General features: G+C 61.6%; 15 protein-coding genes. 10 read left to right on the top strand and 5 right to left on the bottom strand.

The window, feature by feature from the left end; genetic code table 11:
• Positions 1-24: 24 nt before the first annotated feature.
• Positions 25-1,446, bottom strand: a complete 1,422-nt coding sequence (locus PH551_RS01190; RefSeq protein ID WP_285191539.1) for a serine hydrolase domain-containing protein — start codon at positions 1,444-1,446, stop codon at positions 25-27.
• Between PH551_RS01190 and PH551_RS01185 the strand changes: the two genes are divergently transcribed.
• The 6 genes from PH551_RS01185 (at position 1,445) to PH551_RS01160 (ending at position 6,816) form a co-directional block, all read left to right on the top strand.
• Positions 1,445-1,594, top strand: a complete 150-nt coding sequence (locus tag PH551_RS01185) for a hypothetical protein (protein ID WP_285191538.1) — start codon at positions 1,445-1,447, stop codon at positions 1,592-1,594. The genes PH551_RS01190 and PH551_RS01185 overlap by 2 nt on opposite strands.
• 45 nt (positions 1,595-1,639) lie before the next feature.
• A complete protein-coding gene (locus PH551_RS01180) occupies positions 1,640-2,884 on the top strand; it encodes a BtaA family protein (RefSeq protein WP_285191537.1) in 1,245 nt (414 codons plus the stop codon).
• Positions 2,881-3,555 carry a class I SAM-dependent methyltransferase gene (locus PH551_RS01175; RefSeq protein WP_285191536.1) on the top strand — a complete coding sequence of 225 codons (675 nt, stop codon included), beginning with the start codon at positions 2,881-2,883 and terminating at the stop codon, positions 3,553-3,555. The genes PH551_RS01180 and PH551_RS01175 overlap by 4 nt, the downstream gene beginning before the upstream one ends.
• Before the next feature lie 127 nt (positions 3,556-3,682).
• Complete coding sequence (locus tag PH551_RS01170; protein ID WP_285191535.1) at positions 3,683-4,480, top strand: glycoside hydrolase family 25 protein; 798 nt, start codon at positions 3,683-3,685, stop codon at positions 4,478-4,480.
• Positions 4,481-4,561: 81 nt separating this feature from the next.
• Positions 4,562-5,782 carry a lytic murein transglycosylase gene (locus PH551_RS01165; protein WP_285191534.1) on the top strand — a complete coding sequence of 407 codons (1,221 nt, stop codon included), beginning with the start codon at positions 4,562-4,564 and terminating at the stop codon, positions 5,780-5,782.
• 128 nt (positions 5,783-5,910) lie between these two features.
• On the top strand, positions 5,911-6,816 hold the full coding sequence (locus PH551_RS01160) for a DMT family transporter (RefSeq protein WP_285191533.1): 906 nt from the start codon (positions 5,911-5,913) through the stop codon (positions 6,814-6,816).
• Positions 6,817-7,271: 455 nt separating this feature from the next.
• On the opposite strand, the gene metF is transcribed toward PH551_RS01160, so the two are convergent.
• From metF to PH551_RS01140, 4 genes are all read right to left on the bottom strand, one after another.
• Positions 7,272-8,174 carry a methylenetetrahydrofolate reductase [NAD(P)H] gene (metF, locus tag PH551_RS01155; protein WP_085778801.1) on the bottom strand — a complete coding sequence of 301 codons (903 nt, stop codon included), beginning with the start codon at positions 8,172-8,174 and terminating at the stop codon, positions 7,272-7,274.
• 2 nt (positions 8,175-8,176) lie between these two features.
• Entirely contained in the window at positions 8,177-9,202 is a 1,026-nt protein-coding gene (locus PH551_RS01150; protein ID WP_085780130.1) for an ArsR/SmtB family transcription factor, read from the bottom strand.
• Between the two features lie 163 nt (positions 9,203-9,365).
• Complete coding sequence (gene ettA, locus PH551_RS01145; protein ID WP_011426118.1) at positions 9,366-11,015, bottom strand: energy-dependent translational throttle protein EttA; 1,650 nt, start codon at positions 11,013-11,015, stop codon at positions 9,366-9,368.
• A 97-nt stretch (positions 11,016-11,112) separates the two neighbouring features.
• Positions 11,113-11,853 carry a ribonuclease T2 family protein gene (locus PH551_RS01140; protein WP_285191532.1) on the bottom strand — a complete coding sequence of 247 codons (741 nt, stop codon included), beginning with the start codon at positions 11,851-11,853 and terminating at the stop codon, positions 11,113-11,115.
• Between the two features lie 255 nt (positions 11,854-12,108).
• Between PH551_RS01140 and PH551_RS01135 the strand changes: the two genes are divergently transcribed.
• Genes PH551_RS01135 through PH551_RS01120 form a run of 4 tightly spaced genes read left to right on the top strand, consistent with a single transcriptional unit; the run spans position 12,109 to position 16,905 of the window.
• Positions 12,109-13,059 carry an alpha/beta hydrolase gene (locus tag PH551_RS01135; protein WP_285191531.1) on the top strand — a complete coding sequence of 317 codons (951 nt, stop codon included), beginning with the start codon at positions 12,109-12,111 and terminating at the stop codon, positions 13,057-13,059.
• Entirely contained in the window at positions 13,056-14,012 is a 957-nt protein-coding gene (locus tag PH551_RS01130) for a DMT family transporter (RefSeq protein ID WP_285191530.1), read from the top strand. The genes PH551_RS01135 and PH551_RS01130 overlap by 4 nt, the downstream gene beginning before the upstream one ends.
• A gap of 18 nt (positions 14,013-14,030) precedes the next feature.
• Entirely contained in the window at positions 14,031-15,233 is a 1,203-nt protein-coding gene (gene caiB / locus PH551_RS01125; RefSeq protein ID WP_285191529.1) for a succinate--glutarate CoA-transferase, read from the top strand.
• Between the two features lie 13 nt (positions 15,234-15,246).
• A complete protein-coding gene (locus PH551_RS01120; RefSeq protein ID WP_285191528.1) occupies positions 15,247-16,905 on the top strand; it encodes a thiamine pyrophosphate-binding protein in 1,659 nt (552 codons plus the stop codon).

The raw sequence follows: 16,905 nt of genomic DNA, 5'->3' as shown, positions 1-16,905 counted from the left end.
ACCAATTGAAACAGCGGTCGTAGCCTACGGCTGCGGCTGAGCCTGCCGGTGTGATTCGGCTTGCTGTTGCGGCGCTCGCGCTTGCGGCAACGCCGCCAGGACTGCCTTCAGAAGCGTCTGCGGTTGATAGCCGAGCCAGCCCGGCGTCAGGCCGAGCCGGACGACGATCAGATTGGCGGAAGGCACGATCGCCATGCTCTGCCCGTCATGCCCCGTGAGCCAGAACGTATCCTCGGGCAGCCCGAACGCGGCGCTCGAGCCACCGGGCGCAAGCCAGGCCTGACCTTGCGTATACCGGCCGTTCGACGCCGCCGTCGGCGTGCGCATGGCGCCGACGAAGCCCTCCGGCAACAGCCGCTGGCCGTTCCACATGCCATCCTGCAACAGGAACTGCCCGAAGCGGGCCCAATCATGCGCCGTCGCGTAGAGATAGGAGCTTCCGACAAAGGTGCCGCGCGCGTCGAGTTCGAAGACGGCACTCGTCATGCCGAGAGGGGAGAAGAGCGCGTCGTGCGGATAGGACAAGGCTGCCGGCGCATTGCCTACCCTGTCCATCCAGATACGCGACAAGAGCACCGCCGTGCCGCTCGAATAGCGGAAGCGCTGCCCCGGCGGCGCCTCTATCGGGGCATTGGCCGGCAACGACACCATGTCGGGGTCGAGATAGAGCATGCGCGTCACATCCGCGACCTCGCCATAATTCTCATTGAAGGCGAGGCCGCTCTCCATGCCGAGCAGGTCGGAAACTTTGATATTGGCGCGCGCATCGTCCTTCCACTGCGCCAGAAGATGATCATCGTCGAAGGAGATCTTGCCGTCGAGCATCAGCCGTCCCAGGATCGCGGCATTAACCGTCTTCGTCATCGACCAGCCGATCAGCGGCGTCTTCGCCGAGAATCCGGCGCCATAGGCTTCGGCGACGATGCGGCCGTCACGCACCACCACGATCGCCCGCATCGCCGGGCCGGAAAGTCCGGCATCGCCCAGCAGCGCGGCGATCTTCTCGTCGGGATCACCTACGCCCTCGCCCTGCGGCCATAAGGCATCATACGTCTCCGCTTTGACCGTCGCATCGAAGGGCACGGCATTCGCCGCCGCCTCGAAGTCGCCGTCCGGCACGCTCGTACAACCGAGACCGCTGCGATAGAAGGCGTAACTCGGCGCGAACAGCCCCATGAAGCGCGCCGTCACACGGCTGTTTTCGCGATTGACGCTTACACTCATCAGCCGAAGCAACGGATTTCCGGGCGCCTGGACATCGTCATGGAGCACATCATCCGCCTCCCGGCCGGCAATGAAGACATTGGAGCAGACGATCTTGGCGGCATAGCCGCCGCCGACGCGCAGAAGCTCCGGCGGCCGGACGAACAGCCAGGCGGCGCCGGCAACGACGATGAGAACGACAAGGAGAGCAAGCGCCTTCAGGACACGCAGGACAAATCGCATGGCATTCCTCCGAATGCTTGGAGAGAAGCAGGAATTCCGGCTGCCGGAAAGGGCGCGGTGCGAAGAATATTCCGTCACCCAATCACTTTCCGAGGAGGGCGATGTTCTCGAACGGCGCAGGCCCACAGCCCACGTCATCAAACTGTAGCAGTGGCGCGCTACACGCCCTGAACGCTAAAAAGGTGACAGACTCATGTCAGAATTTGCACCGGATGCCGGCTTCCGCAAGAACCGGAAACTCAAGGACGCCCTTCTCCGCCACAAGCCTTTTTCGAAGGAGGGCTTCTCCGAGCGGCTCTTCGGTCTTCTCTTCTCCGGCCTCGTCTATCCGCAGATCTGGGAGGATCCGGATCTCGACATGCAGGCGATGGAGTTGAAGCCCAATCACCGCATCGTCACCATCGGTTCGGGCGGCTGCAACATGCTCGCCTATCTCTCCAAGGCGCCGGCTTCGATCGACGTCGTCGACCTCAACCCGCACCATATCGCGCTGAACCGCCTGAAGCTTGCCGCCTTCAAGCACCTTCCCTGTCACGCCGATCTCATCCGCTTCCTGGCGATGCCGAACGAGAAATCGAACAGCCGCGCTTATGATCAGCATCTCGCTGCCAAACTCGACGAGGCGACGCGCAGTTACTGGAACGGCCGCAAGTTCGGTCGCCGCCGCGTCACTGTCTTCGACCGCAACATCTATGAAACCGGCCTGCTCGGCCGCTTCATCGGTGCTGCCCACCTCCTTGCCCGTCTGCACGGCGTCAAGCTGCGCGAAATGACCAAAACTCGTTCGATCCGCGAGCAGCGCCAGTTCTTCGACGAGCAGATCGCACCCCTGTTCGAAAAGCCGGTCGTACGCTGGATCACCGGCCGCAAAAGCTCACTCTTCGGCCTCGGCATTCCGCCGCAGCAATATGATGAGCTCGTAAGTCTTGCTGACGATCATTCGATCGCGCCGGTGCTGAAGCATCGCCTGGAAAAGCTCGCCTGTCATTTCCCGATGCGCGACAACTATTTCGCCTGGCAGGCCTTCGGTCGCCGCTACGGCACCGAAGAAGAAGGCCCGCTGCCAACCTATCTGAAGCCGGAGCACTACGAGGTGATCCGCGCCAATATCGACCGCGTCAACGTCCACCACGCAAGCTTCACCGAACTTCTGGCCCGCGAGCCGGCGGCTTCCCGCGACCGTTATATCCTGCTCGACGCGCAGGATTGGATGACCGACGGACAGCTGAACGACGTCTGGCGGGAGATCACCCGCACGGCGCGCGAAGGCGCTCGCGCAATCTTCCGTACCGCCGCCGAAAGAAGCATCATCGAAGGCCGTCTGTCACCTTCGATCCACGACCAATGGGATTATTTCGAAGAGAAGTCGCGAGAGCTGACCGCGCTGGATCGCTCGGCGATCTACGGCGGCTTCCACATTTACGGGAAGAAGGCGTGAGCAAGATCGGAGCCGAGACGGCAGGAAAGAGCAATCAACATGCCAGCCTGATGGATGGCATGTACCGCTACCAGCGCCATATCTACGACCTGACCCGCAAATATTACCTCCTCGGCCGCGACAACACGATTCGCAATCTCGACGTGCCAGACAGCGGCACCCTGCTCGAAGTCGGCTGCGGTACCGGCCGCAACATGGCTTTGGCTCACAGGCATTTCCCGAGCGCCAAGCTGTTCGGCCTCGACATTTCCCAAGAAATGCTGATCTCGGCTCGCAAGACCTTCGCCACCAAGGCGACGATTCCGGAATTCCGCGTCGCCGATGCCACGGCGTTTACCCCACGCGAATTCGGCGTCAGCGGCTTCGACCGCATCCTGATCTCCTATGCCCTGTCGATGATCCCGGACTGGGAACGCGCCGTCGATGCGTCGATCGCCGCACTCAATCCCGGCGGCCAGCTGCATATCGTCGATTTCGGCCAGCAGGAAGGCCTGCCGCCTTGGTTCCGCCGCATGCTGCAGGCCTGGCTTGCGAAATTCCATGTCACTCCGCGCGCCGATTTGCAGGAGGTCCTGGAAGCGCAGGCCGAGGAACACAATGCGCGATTGTCCTTTGAAACAGTCGGCGGCGGTTACGCCTGGCGGGCGGCCATTATCAGCAAGCGCTCATAATTCGCTTGAAACTAACCGATTTTTTACGTTGATATGATGAAAAGAGGGTTATTCCTCTGCTGGGCTCGTCATTTTCGAAGGTCAGGCTGTGGGGCAAGGAGATCATTCGGTTCACGACGGGATACCCATGCGCCGGCTTTTGTTTTGCGTTCTGCCTCTGGCCATCCTGCTGGCGGGCTGCTCCTCCTCCGGTCATGACTATCTCGAAACCGCATCGATAAAGCCGAAGACGCGCTTCCAGGACACCGATCCGCAGGATTTCGGCCCGAAGCATCCGCAGCAGAACGCGATCCACGGCATCGACATCTCCAAATGGCAGGGTGACATCGATTGGGCGACGGTCAGGAATTCCGGCGTCGGCTTCGCCTTCATCAAGGCGACGGAAGGCAAGGACAGGGTCGATCCGCGCTTCGACGAATATTGGCGCGAGGCGCGCGCCGCCGGCATCCCGCACGCCCCCTACCATTTCTATTATTTCTGCTCCTCGGCCGATGAGCAGGCCGACTGGTTCATCCGCAACGTGCCCAAGGAGGCCATGCGCCTGCCGCCGGTGCTCGATGTCGAATGGAACGCCGAATCGAAGACCTGCCGCTATCGTCCCGACCCGGTAACGGTGCGCTCCGAAATGCAGCGTTTCATGGACCGGCTGGAGGCTTACTACGGCAAGCGCCCGATCATCTATACTTCGGTGGATTTCCACCGCGACAATCTCGCGGGCTATTTCCAGGATTATCATTTTTGGGTCCGCTCGGTGGCGAAACATCCCGAAGTGACCTATTCCGACCGACGCTGGGCCTTCTGGCAATATACCTCGACCGGCGTTATTCCAGGCATCAAGGGGCCGACCGACATCAACGTCTTTGCCGGCAGCGCGAAGAACTGGAACAATTGGGTCGCGGCCGTTTCCAAGGATAGAAATTCTTAGTAACGTCTTTCAATCTTTCTTGCTTCCGTCACATTCCTCTGTGAAAGCGACGGATATCCATTTGCTATAAGGACCGCCTTCATGCACCGCTCGCTCACAAGCCGCTCTGCACTCGCCCTCCTGTTTGCCCTTGCTTTTGCAGGCGGCGCGGCCGCCCAGCAGGCGCCCACGGCCTCGGCTCCAGCAGCTCCCTGCGGCGGCGATCTGTCGGCCTTCCTCCAGGGCGTCAAGACTGATGCGGTGGCCGCAGGCGCCAGCGCCGCAGCCGCCGACGAGGCGCTGGCCGGCGCCGAAATCGATCCCAAGGTCCTGAGCCGGGACCGCGCCCAGGGCGTCTTCAAGCAGACCTTCCTCGAATTCTCGCAGCGTACCGTTAGCCAGGCCCGCCTCGACATCGGCCGCCAGAAGATGAAGCAATATGCCGACGTCTTTGCCCGGGCCGAGCAGGAATTCGGCGTTCCCCCAGGCGTGATCACTGCATTCTGGGCGATGGAAACCGATTTCGGTGCCGTCCAGGGCGATTTCAACACCCGCAATGCCCTGGTGACGCTGTCGCACGACTGCCGCCGCCCGGAGCTCTTCCGCCCGCAACTGATCGCCTTGATCGAGATGGTCGAGCACGGCGACCTCGACCCCGCCACCAACACCGGCGCCTGGGCCGGCGAGATAGGCCAGGTTCAGATGCTGCCGCGCGACATCATCGCCTATGGCATGGATGGCGACGGCGACGGCCATGTCCGCCTGAAGCAGAGCGGCCCGGACGCCATTCTGACGGCAGCGAAATTCATCCAGCATCTCGGCTTCGAGCGCGGTCAGCCCTGGCTGCAGGAAGTCACCCTGTCCGACAACCTGCCTTGGGAGAAATCCGGCCTTGGCGGCGCAATGAAGGCGAGCGAGTGGTTCGCGCTCGGCGTCAAGCCGCGCGACGGAAACACGGCCTTCGGTGAGTTGGAGGGCGATCTGGTCCTGCCGCAGGGCCGCATGGGACCGGCCTTCATCGCCTATCCCAATTTCAAGATCTATCTCGAATGGAACAAATCGTTCATCTACACGACGTCGGCCGCCTATTTCGCCACCCGCCTTTCCGGCGCCCCGACCTATCTCAAGGGCACACCGGAACAGGGTCTTGCCAACGACCAGATGAAGACGCTGCAGACCAAGCTGCAGTCACTCGGCCACGATGTCGGCGAGATCGACGGTATTCTCGGTTCCGGCACGCGTATCGCAATCCAGAAGGAACAGCAGCGCTTGGGCATACCGGCCGACGGCTGGGCGACGCCTGCCCTTCTCAACGCTCTCTGATCGCCTCTGCCACTCCCGCCGCTCGTTTCGCAAGAAACGGGTGGTGCCGCTTACCGTCCGCGTTAAAGCATAATGCTGAGGAGCGACGCCGGGTCTAGACGATGCGGCTTTGGATGGAGGAAGATGGCATGGACAGCCAAATGAGTGCCTGGATCTGGAGCCTGCTGCTCCTGCTTGGTCTTATCTGGGGCGGCTCCTTTTTCTTCGCGCGCATCGCCGTCCAGCATATCCCGCCGCTGACGCTCGTCTTCCTCCGTCTGCTGCTGGCCGGGCTGGCGCTGCACGTCTATATCGCCGGCCGTTTCGATATCTTTTCGACCCTGAAAGCCCGCTGGCGCGAATTCCTGATCCTAGGGCTGATCAACAATGCCCTGCCGCATGCGCTGATCTTCTTCGGCCAGACCCGCATCGGCGCCGGCCTTGCGGCGATCCTGAACGCAACGACGCCGATCTGGACCGTGCTGATCGCCAATTATCTCACCTCCGACGAAAAGCTGTCCTCGGCCAAGATCGCCGGCTGCCTCGTCGGCCTCGCCGGAACGATCGTACTGGTCGGCCCTGGCCTGTCGGCCAGCGGCCAAGCCCCCCTTTGGGCGCTGCTGCTCCCTGTGCTTGCCGCCATCTCGTACGGGTTCGCAGCCACCTACGGCAAGCGATTCAAGGACGTTCCGGCACCGGTCACCGCAGCCGGCCAGTTGACCGCGTCCTCGCTGATCACTTTGCCGCTGTCGCTAATGGCCGATCGCCCCTGGACGCTCTCCTTGCCGCCGCTCGATATCCTGCTCGCCGTCCTGGCGTTGGCGCTGGTGTCGACCGCCTTCGCCTACATTCTCTATTTCCGGATCATGGCGGCGGCGGGCGCCACCAACGCCTCGCTTGTTACCCTGCTGGTGCCTCCGAGCGCCATCCTGCTCGGCGTGCTTTTCCTCGGAGAACGGCTGGCGGTTGGCGAATTCGCGGGCATGGCGCTGATCGGTTTGGGCCTTGTCATCCTCGATGGCCGCGCCTACCGCCTGCTGGTGAAAGCTGCCTGAAAGCTGGTTGCATATTCCCTATGTTTTCAACCGGTTGCCGAGCCGCCATGTTTCGGGCGCATAGGTAAATCCGCAATCGCCCGATTTAACGCCGCGTTAAAATCTGTGAACAAAAATAAGCACGAAATCATCTCGTGATATCAATAGTTTGCGAAAACACTATTCGCCTCATCCGCCGGCCGCTTCGGCAGCGCAGCATAAAATCCGCTTTTCAATCGACATATTTCAGACATAATATCGGCCGGTTAACGCGAGGAGACAGACATGGGACTCACGCAATCCTTGAATGTTCTGTTGGTCAGTGCAGCGTTTGCTTTCGTCCTGTCCATGCTCTTTATTTGAGCTGACGGGCTGGTAGCGCTGATAGTGCCTAAACTCCCCTGATCAATCCGCCAACGAAAAAGGCGCATGTCCCGCCCGACATGCGCTTTTTCACTTTTGAACATCTGAAAGGATCAGGCGGCGGCGCCCGCGCTCTTTGGCGCCCGACGGGAGTAGCCGAGGTTGTCGAGCACCGCGGAAACCAGCGGCGCGCGGTTCATCGTATAGAGATGGAAATCACCGATGCCGCGCCGGACGAGATCCTCGATCTGCTCGGCAGCAACTTCGGCCGCGACCTTTGCCCGATCCTCAGGCTTGTCGTCGAAGCCCGCGAAACGCTCATCGAGGAAGGCCGGGATGACCGCGCCACAGGCGCCGGCGAAACGCTTCAGTTGCGTCAGGTTCTGGATTGGCATGATGCCGGGCACGATCGGGATCGAAATGCCGGCGGCGCGCACCCGCTCCAGGTAGCGCTCGAAATTGTCGTTGTCGAAGAAGAACTGCGTCAACGCCCGGTCAGCGCCGTTATCGGCCTTGCGCTTCAGCATCTCGATATCGGCGGCCGTATCACGGCTTTCCGGGTGTTTTTCCGGATAGGCGGAGACGGAAATCTCGAAATCACCGACCGACTTGAGACCGGCCACCAGTTCCGCGGCATTGGCGTAACCGCCGGGATGCGGCTGATAGGGCGCACCGACGCCGCCAGGCGCATCGCCGCGCAACGCCACGAAATGCTTTACGCCGACCTTGCGAAACGTATCGATCATTTGATGCGTTTCCTCCTTCGTCGCACCGACGCAGGTCAGGTGCGAAGCGGTGGCAAGCGGCGTCTGCGACAGGAAGCGCGTCACCGCCGACAGCGTCGGCGCCTTGGTGGTGCCGCCGGCGCCATAGGTCACCGACACGAAATCCGGATCCCAGTCCTGCAGCTTAGCGACGGCATCCCAGAGCTGCGCCTCCATTTCTTCCGATTTCGGTGGAAAGAACTCGAAGGAGATCCCGAAGTTGCGCCCGCGTCCTTCGCTTTTCAAAGCCATGTTCATACTCTCCCGGCAAATGTAGCTTCGGCGCCTTCGCTGGTCTGCGAAGCCATGAGGCGCCTCGGATCGCGCGCGAGCCAGACGGTGACCGTCAACCCCTGCCCGCCCTGCTGACCCGGATGAAGATCGACGACCTGCTCGACGTCGAGCCCGGCTTTGCGCAGCCAGTCGGACATCGCCTGGTGCGAAAAGCCGAGACGGACATGGGCATGTTCGTCGCGGAGATATTCGAGCGTGTGCGGTGCGAGGTCGATGACCACGAGCCGCCCGCCCGGCCGCAGCATGCGCGCCGCTTCCGCGATCGCTATCTCCGGCTGGTCGAAGAAATGCAGCACCTGATGGATCGTCACCAGGTCGAAATCCTGCCCCTCGAACGGAAGGTTGAGGATATCGGCGTGGCGCACCGTCGCCTTGGTGATACGCGACTTGTCGAGATTGGCGCGCGCCACGCTCAGCATGTCGCGGCTGGCGTCGACACCGACGGCGCGGCGGTAGAGCCCGGACAGGAGTTCGAGGATGCGGCCGGTGCCGGTGCCGAGATCCAGCAGCGAATCGATCGGCTGGTTGCCGAGCAGCCGAATGACGGCGGCGTCGACCTCCTCATCGGCCGCGTGCAGGCGACGAAGCTCGTCCCATTCGGCGGCGTTGCGGCTGAAATAGGCCTGCGCCCGCTCGGCCCGCTGGCGCTTGACCTGTGAAAGCCGCTCGCCGTCGCGAAGGATGGTCGGATCATTCTCGGAGACGTGTCTCAGCAATGCCCGCACCAGCATGGCCGCCTTGCCGTCCTGTTTGAGGCGGAAATAGGCCCAGGCCCCTTCCTGATAGCGTTCGATCAGTTCAGCCTCGCCGAGCAGTTTCAGGTGGCGGGAGATGCGTGGCTGCGATTGACCGAGAATTTCGGTAAGATCGGTCACCGTCAGATCGCCGCCGTCGAGAAGCGCCAGAAGACGCAGACGCGTGGGTTCGCCGGCCGCCTTCAAGACGTCCACCAGCCCATCCAGTCCCAGCTTCAAAGGTTCGCTCATCATCAGCCCAATCAAGATATAAAGATATCTTTATGTGATTTGAAAAGCGGTGGCAAGCGGGAATTCACACTGTTCGCGAAATTGCCTGCGCAAATTGCGACAGGGCCTGAGATGAAAAAGCCCCGGTCTAACCGGGGCCTTTGCAAGCAGAAATAAAGCAGGATCAGCGCGTCAGGCGCTTGTGAGCCTGACTGCCAGGATTGAGGGCGTCGGGGCCGAGGCGGCGGATCTTGTCCTGCTCGTAATCTTCGAAATTGCCTTCGAACCATTCGACATGGCCCTCGCCTTCGAAAGCCAGGATGTGCGTCGCCAGACGGTCGAGGAACATGCGGTCGTGGCTGATGATGATGGCGCAGCCGGCGAAATTCTCGAGCGCGTTTTCGAGAGCGCCGAGCGTTTCCGTATCGAGGTCGTTGGTGGGTTCGTCGAGCAGCAGAACATTGCCCCCGGCCTTCAGCATCTTGGCGAGGTGCACGCGGTTGCGCTGACCGCCCGAGAGATTGCCGACCTTCTGCTGCTGATCACCACCCTTGAAGTTGAAGGCGCCGCAGTAGGCACGCGAGTTCATGTCGAACTTGCCGAGCTTGATGATTTCGGCGCCACCGGAGATTTCCTCCCAGACCGTCTTGTCGGCGGCCAGCGCGTCGCGGCTCTGGTCGACATAACCTAGATGCACGGTCTCGCCGATGCGGATCGAGCCGCTATCCGGTTTTTCCTGGCCAGTGATCATCTTGAACAGGGTCGTCTTGCCGGCGCCGTTCGGGCCGATGATGCCGACGATGCCGCCCGGCGGCAGCTTGATCGACAGGTCGTTGATCAGCGTGCGACCCTCGAAGCCCTTGGTGATGCCTTCCAACTCGATGACCACCTGGCCGAGCCGTTCGCTGACCGGGATGATGATCTGCGCGTCGCCGGGACGCTGCTTCTCGGCCGCCTCCACCAACTGCTCGTAGGATTTGATACGCGCCTTCGACTTGGCCTGGCGAGCCTTCGGGCTGGAAGCAATCCATTCCTGCTCGCGGCTGATCGCCTTCTGGCGCGATGCCTCTTCGCGGTTTTCCTGCAGCATGCGCTTGGCCTTGGCCTGCAAATAGGCGGAGTAGTTGCCTTCGTAAGGGATGCCGCGGCCGCGATCGAGTTCGAGGATCCAGCCGGTGACGTTATCCAGGAAGTAGCGATCGTGGGTGATCATCATCACGGCGCCGGGATAGTCGCGCAGATGCTTTTCGAGCCAGGCGATGGTTTCGGCGTCCAGATGGTTAGTCGGTTCGTCGAGCAGCAACAGATCCGGCTGCGAGAGCAGCAGGCGGCAGAGTGCGATGCGGCGGCGCTCACCACCGGACAGGCTGGTGACCTCGGCATCGCGCGGCGGGCAGCGCAGGGCTTCCATCGCCATCTCGACTTGGCTTTCCAGATCCCAGAGGTTCTGGCTGTCGATGATGTCCTGGAGCTTCGCCCCCTCTTCCGCTGTCTCGTCAGAGTAATTCATCATCAATTCGTTGTAACGATCGACGATCGCCGTCTTCGCGGCAACACCTTCCATGACGTTCTCGAAAACCGTCTTGGTGGGGTCGAGTTTCGGCTCCTGCTCGAGATAGCCGACTGTGGCACCCTCGGCGAGCCAGGCTTCGCCGGTATACTCCTTGTCCTGGCCGGCGATGATGCGCAGCACAGTGGATTTACCGGCGCCGTTCGGTCCGAGGATGCCGATCTTGGCATCCGGGTAGAAGGAAAGGTGGATGTTCTCCAGGATCTTCTTGTTGCCATAGGCCTTGTTGAGGCCGGACATATGATAGATGAATTGACGTGCCATGCTGCGCTGCTCCGGGCGGGAAACTTCGTTTCGTGCCGCTATGTAGGCGAAACAGCGCCTGTGAGCAACGCCGAAACCCGTTTACGCCGGATTCCGGTCAGAAGCCCGCCGCATCGACAACGCCCTCGTCACAGCCGAACGAGGTTTTTCCCCCGCCCCGGATCAGATCGGCAAGGCTTGCGCTTTTGGCCGATGCCGCTCCCGCATCCGCAGACAGTCCGATCGTCAACTCGCTGATCACCCTGACACTGCCGGCTCGCCGGCAGCTCATCTTGACGCGCTCGCCCGCACCCGGCCCGAAGCTTTTGTCGAAAGCAGCCTTGATCGCCTCCGCCTTGACCGTCTTGCCGATATTGGCGGCAAATAGATCGCGCACGGCCGATGTGTTGAGCGCATCCACCAGATGGACGCCGACGCCGAAATAATCCTCCACGCTCATTTTCGTGCAGGTGCCATGCTTTATCCATTCGTGCCGTTCGAGGCCGGACTGCGTGCCGGGCATCGCCTTTGCAAGCGACGCCTTCGTCTCGGCCGAAAGCGCGACATCAGGTAAAGTATCCCATTTGCCGTCCTTGTCGGCAGCCTTCTGATCGTCGCTGACGCCGCAATAATCCTGCCGCATCGGCCACAGGCCATGCAGTGAGAAATTCGTCGCGTCATGGCGCTCACCGGTCTGGCTGGCGCATTCGGGCTTCTTCTGGTTCGTCTGGCAGAAGGCGGGCTGCCAGCTCGCAGCAAGAATGAAACGGGTACGGCCCTCGGCCTCCTGCGCCACGGCAGCGCCGGCAAGGATCATCGACACGGCGAATGTAAAGGTACGCAACTGCATGCTGCTCATTTCAACCCCCAAAGAAGAACAATGCAGGAACAGATAAGCACAAAGCATAAACGGCAGCAACCCTGAATCGCAACTATCCTGGAATTTGTTCTCGACTGCGTCGTCGGAAACAGTCGGCTATTCCGGGAAGCTCCCTGTTCTTGAGTTACGCACGGACGCTGTCGCACTTAGGTTGCAGAATATTCTGCTTAAATCGATTCCGCTTTAAGGAATTATGCAGTAGCGATCTGCTCTGCTGCGGCAGGGAGGATCCGGATGTTTTCTGATACGCAAAGGCTCGCCATAGGGGAAGCGTCTCTGGCCTATCACCATGCCGAAGCCGCCGCTCCGGCACGCGGCATCCTGTTGATATCGCATGGCCTGGCGGAGCATTCGAAGCGCTATGGCCGCTTTGCCGAGGCGATGGCGGGGCGCGGCTATCACGTCTATGCCCATGATCACCGTGGCCACGGCGAGACGACCGCGCCGGATGCGCCGATCGGCCGCTTCGCCCGCTGGAATGGCGTCGATCGGGTGATCGGCGACGTCATTGCCATGCGCGCCCATGCGGCCTCGCGCAATCCCGGCCTGAAGGTGATCCTATTTGGCCATTCGATGGGCGGCCTCATCGCGCTCAATGCCGCCGTCACCGCTCCCTCCGACTTCGATGCTGTCGCCGTCTGGAATTCGAATTTCGCAGTCGGCCTTGCCGGCCGAGCCGCCCAGGCGATCCTCCTTGCGGAACGTATGCTGAAGGGCTCCGACGTCCCGAGCGGCCTCTTGCCGAAGCTCACCTTCGGAGCTTGGGGAAAATCGATCCCGGACCGCCGCACCGAGTTCGACTGGCTGTCGCGCCACGCCGATGAAGTCGACAAATATATCGCCGATCCGCTCTGCGGCTTTGACGCATCAGTCTCGCTCTGGCTCGATCTCTTCGAGCTGACTTTTCGCGCGCCGCAGAAACTCCATCTGGATCGGCTGCCGCGTGATATGCCAATCCATCTCGTCGGCGGCGCCGATGATCCCGCGACGGAGAGTGGAAAAGCCGTGCGCTGGCTGTCAAACAATTTGAAAGCCAGAGGCTTCTCTCGTATCAGTACAGTGATATATCAGGGTATGCGGCATGAGACGCTGAACGAAATTGGCGCCGATGCGGCGATCGCAGCCTTCGCGGACTGGTGCGAAGAGGCACTCGCGACATCCAAAGCCAGAAAGAATCCGTCATGAGTAGCCCCTCCGCCCGCGCCGCTTCGTCCGCCTCCGAAGTGACAATAGGGCTGGCGCTGATGTTTCTGTCGGTGATGGTCTCGCCGCTCATCGATATCTTCGCCAAGCTTGCCGTCGTAACCGTCCCGTCAGCCGAGATCACCGCCGGGCGCTTCGTCGTGCAGGCGCTCTGCATGCTGCCGATCGTGCTATGGCGGCGCAGCTTTGCCGATTTCTCTTGGCGTCAGAGCCTGTTCCACGCCATCCGCGGCTTCATCATCACCGTCTCGATGATCTCTTTCGTCACCACGTTGAAATACATGGCGGTCGCCGACGCGATCGCGATCTTCTTCATCGAGCCGATCATCGTGACCATCTTCGGCGGCATTTTCCTCAAGGAGACGATCGGCTGGCGGCGTTACACCGCCTGCGGCGTCGGCTTCTTCGGGGCGATGCTGATCATTCAGCCGAGTTTCGAAGAGGTCGGCTACATCGCGCTCCTGCCCATCCTGACGGCGCTCTGCGTCGCGACCTTCGTGTTGATGACCCGCGTCCTCTCACACAGCGAGGACCCTTGGTCGATGCAGTTTCAGATGGGCATCTGGGGCTTGCTCTTCTGCACCCTCCTGCTTTTTATCGGTGAAGGAAGCGGCTCCGATCTCTTCGATCCCGTCATGCCCGTGGGCAGCGCCTGGTTCTATGTCGCCGGCGTCGGGGCTATGGCCGCCACAGCCGGAATCCTCGGCGTCTACGCCTATCGGGCAGCACCGGCGTCGACGCTGGCACCGCTGCAATATTTCGAGATCGTCTCAGCTACGATCTTCGCTTGGCTTGTTTTCGGTGACTTTCCGGATGCCGTCAAATGGCTCGGCATCACGATCATCATGGCGTCGGGCTTCTACATCCTCTGGCGAGAGCGCCGCTTTGCTTCAAAGCCCGTATCCGATACATCTGAGGTGACGCTGGCGCCGTAGACACTGGACGGGAGGACCATGACCGAGACCGCGACGAAAAAGCCGCCGCTTACCGGCATCCGGGTGATTGAGCTTGCCCGCGTGCTGGCCGGCCCTTGGGCGGGCCAGATGCTCGCCGATCTCGGCGCCGACGTCATCAAAGTTGAAAATCCCGACGGCGGCGACGATACTCGCCAATGGGGGCCGCCCTTCGTCGAAGGTGCGGACGGCGAAAATCTCTCGGCCGCCTATTACCACGCAACCAATCGCGGCAAACGCTCCATCACCGCCGACCTCAAGAGCCCTGAGGGCCAGCAGCTCGTCCGTCGTCTCATAGCCACTGCCGACGTGGTAATCGAGAATTTCAAGGTCGACGGCCTCGTCAAATACGGGCTCGATTACGACAGCGTTCGCGAGGTGAACCCGAGGCTCGTTTATTGCTCGATCACAGGCTTCGGCCAGACCGGCCCCTATGCCGGATTCGCCGGCTACGATTACATCGTTCAGGGCATGTCCGGCTTCATGTCGATCACCGGCGAGCCGGACGGCCAGCCGATGAAGGCGGGCGTGGCGATCGCGGACATCTTTACCGGCATCTATGCCGTCTCGGCGATCGAGGCCGCCCTGATCCATGCCTCGAAAACCGGCGAAGGCCAGTTGATAGACATGGCCCTGCTTGACGTGCAATCGGCCGTGCTCGCCAATCAGAACATGAATTACCTCGTCTCCGGCGCCGCACCGACCCGCCTCGGCAACGCCCATCCGAACATCTCGCCCTATGAAGTCGTACCGACGGCCGACGGTTATCTCATCCTGGCCGTCGGCAACGACGGCCAGTTCCGCCGCCTCTCTACCATCCTCGGCCTGGAGACGATCGCGGATGACGAGCGTTTCTCCACCAACAAAGCCCGCGTCGCCAACCGCGGCGAGGTGCGCCGCCTGATCTCCACCGAGACGCTGAAATGGCAGAAAGCGAATCTCCTGAAGGCCTGCGAGCAGAACGCGGTTCCATCAGGCGCGATCAACACGATCGAGGAAATGTTCGCCGACCCGCAGGTGAAAGCTCGCGGTCTGCGCATCGACCTTGCCGATTCCGCCGGCACCGTCATCCCCGGGGTCAGGACGCCAGTCGTGCTGTCGGAAACACCTTTGCGCTACGCCAGGCCCAGCCCGCGTCTCGGCGAGCATAGAGAGGAAATTCTGGCGGAACTGGCCGAGCTTGAGAGGAAGGCATCGTCATGAAGAAGGTATCATCATGAAAAAGTCTGGCGGGGAGTTGATTGTCGAGGCGCTGAAGGCAAATGGCGTCAAACGTCTCTCCTGCGTGCCTGGCGAGAGTTTCCTCGCCGTTCTCGACGCATTGCGCGACAGCGATATCGACGTCCTCGTCTGCCGGCAGGAAGGCGGGGCGGCGATGATGGCCGATTGCTGGGGCCGGCTCACCGGCGAGCCGGGCATCTGCATGGTGACCCGCGGCCCCGGCGCCACCAACGCCTCCGCCGGCCTGCATATAGCCAAGCAGGATTCGATCCCGATGATCCTCCTGATCGGCCAGGTGCAGCGAGAGGCGCGCGAACGGGAGGCTTTTCAAGAGGTCGAATTCCGCCGCGCCTTCACCGAATTCGCCAAATGGGTTGGTGAGATCGACGCCGCCGCCCGCATTCCCGAATTCGTCACCCGCGCCTTTGCGGTCGCAACCTCCGGCCGTCCCGGCCCCGTAGTGCTGACACTGCCGGAAGACATGCTGCGCGACGAGGTCGAGGCGCCCCGCGCCAGGCATTATGCCAGCGTCGAGGCCCATCCCGGCCGCAGCCAGATCGACGATTTTTATCTGCGCCTGCTCAAAGCCGAACGGCCGATGGTAATCCTCGGCGGCACGCGATGGGATGCCGATGCCGTCGCCGATTTCGCAACCTTCGCAGAACGTTTTCAGCTGCCGGTAGGCTGTTCATTCCGCCGACAGATGCTGTTCGATCATCTTCACCCCTGTTATGCCGGCGATGTCGGCATCGGCATCAATCCGGGGCTCGCCAAGGAGATCAAGGAGAGCGACCTCTTGATCCTGCTCGGCGGCCGCATGTCGGAAATGCCGTCCTCCGGCTATACGCTGCTCGACATCCCCTACCCGGCCCAGTCGCTCGTTCATATTTATCCGGACCCGTCGGAGCTCGGCCGCGTCTATCGTCCCGATCTTGCCATCTGCGCCAGCCCCGCCGATTTTGTCGAAGCACTCGCCGATCTCGAAGCCCCAGCCGAGCCGCGCTGGGCGGAGCGGACCGCGCATATGCATCAGGTCTATCTCGCCTGGTCGAAGCCGCCGGCCACGGGTCCGGGCGCCGTCCATATGGGACCGATCATGGAGTGGCTCGAAAGTAATATAGGACCGGAAACGATCTTCACCAATGGCGCCGGCAACTACGCCACCTGGCTGCACCGCTTCCATCGTTTCCGCCGATTCAACACACAGGCAGCCCCCACCTCCGGCTCGATGGGTTACGGCCTGCCGGCTGCGGTGGCCGCCAAGCGGCTCTTTCCCGAGCGCGAGGTCATCTGTTTTGCTGGCGACGGCTGCTTCCTGATGCACGGTCAGGAATTCGCAACCGCCATCCGCTACGATCTGCCGATCATCGCAATCGTTATCAACAACGGCATGTACGGCACGATCCGCATGCACCAGGAGCGTGAATATCCCGGTCGCGTCAGCAGCACCGATCTGACCAACCCCGACTTCGCAGCCCTTGCCCGCGCCTATGGCGGCCACGGCGAGACGGTGGAAAGCACAGAGGAATTCGCTCCCGCCTTCGAGCGCGCACGCGCAAGCGGCAAACCTGCGATCATCGAAGTGAAGCTCGATCCGGAAGCGATCACACCGACCAGAACGCTTTCGGAAATCGCGCAAACAAAAAGCCGGTAA

The sequence above is a fragment of the Rhizobium atlanticum genome, assembly GCF_030182485.1.
In the GTDB taxonomy this organism is placed as follows: domain Bacteria; phylum Pseudomonadota; class Alphaproteobacteria; order Rhizobiales; family Rhizobiaceae; genus Rhizobium.
This window is presented reverse-complemented; position numbering and strand designations above follow the sequence as displayed.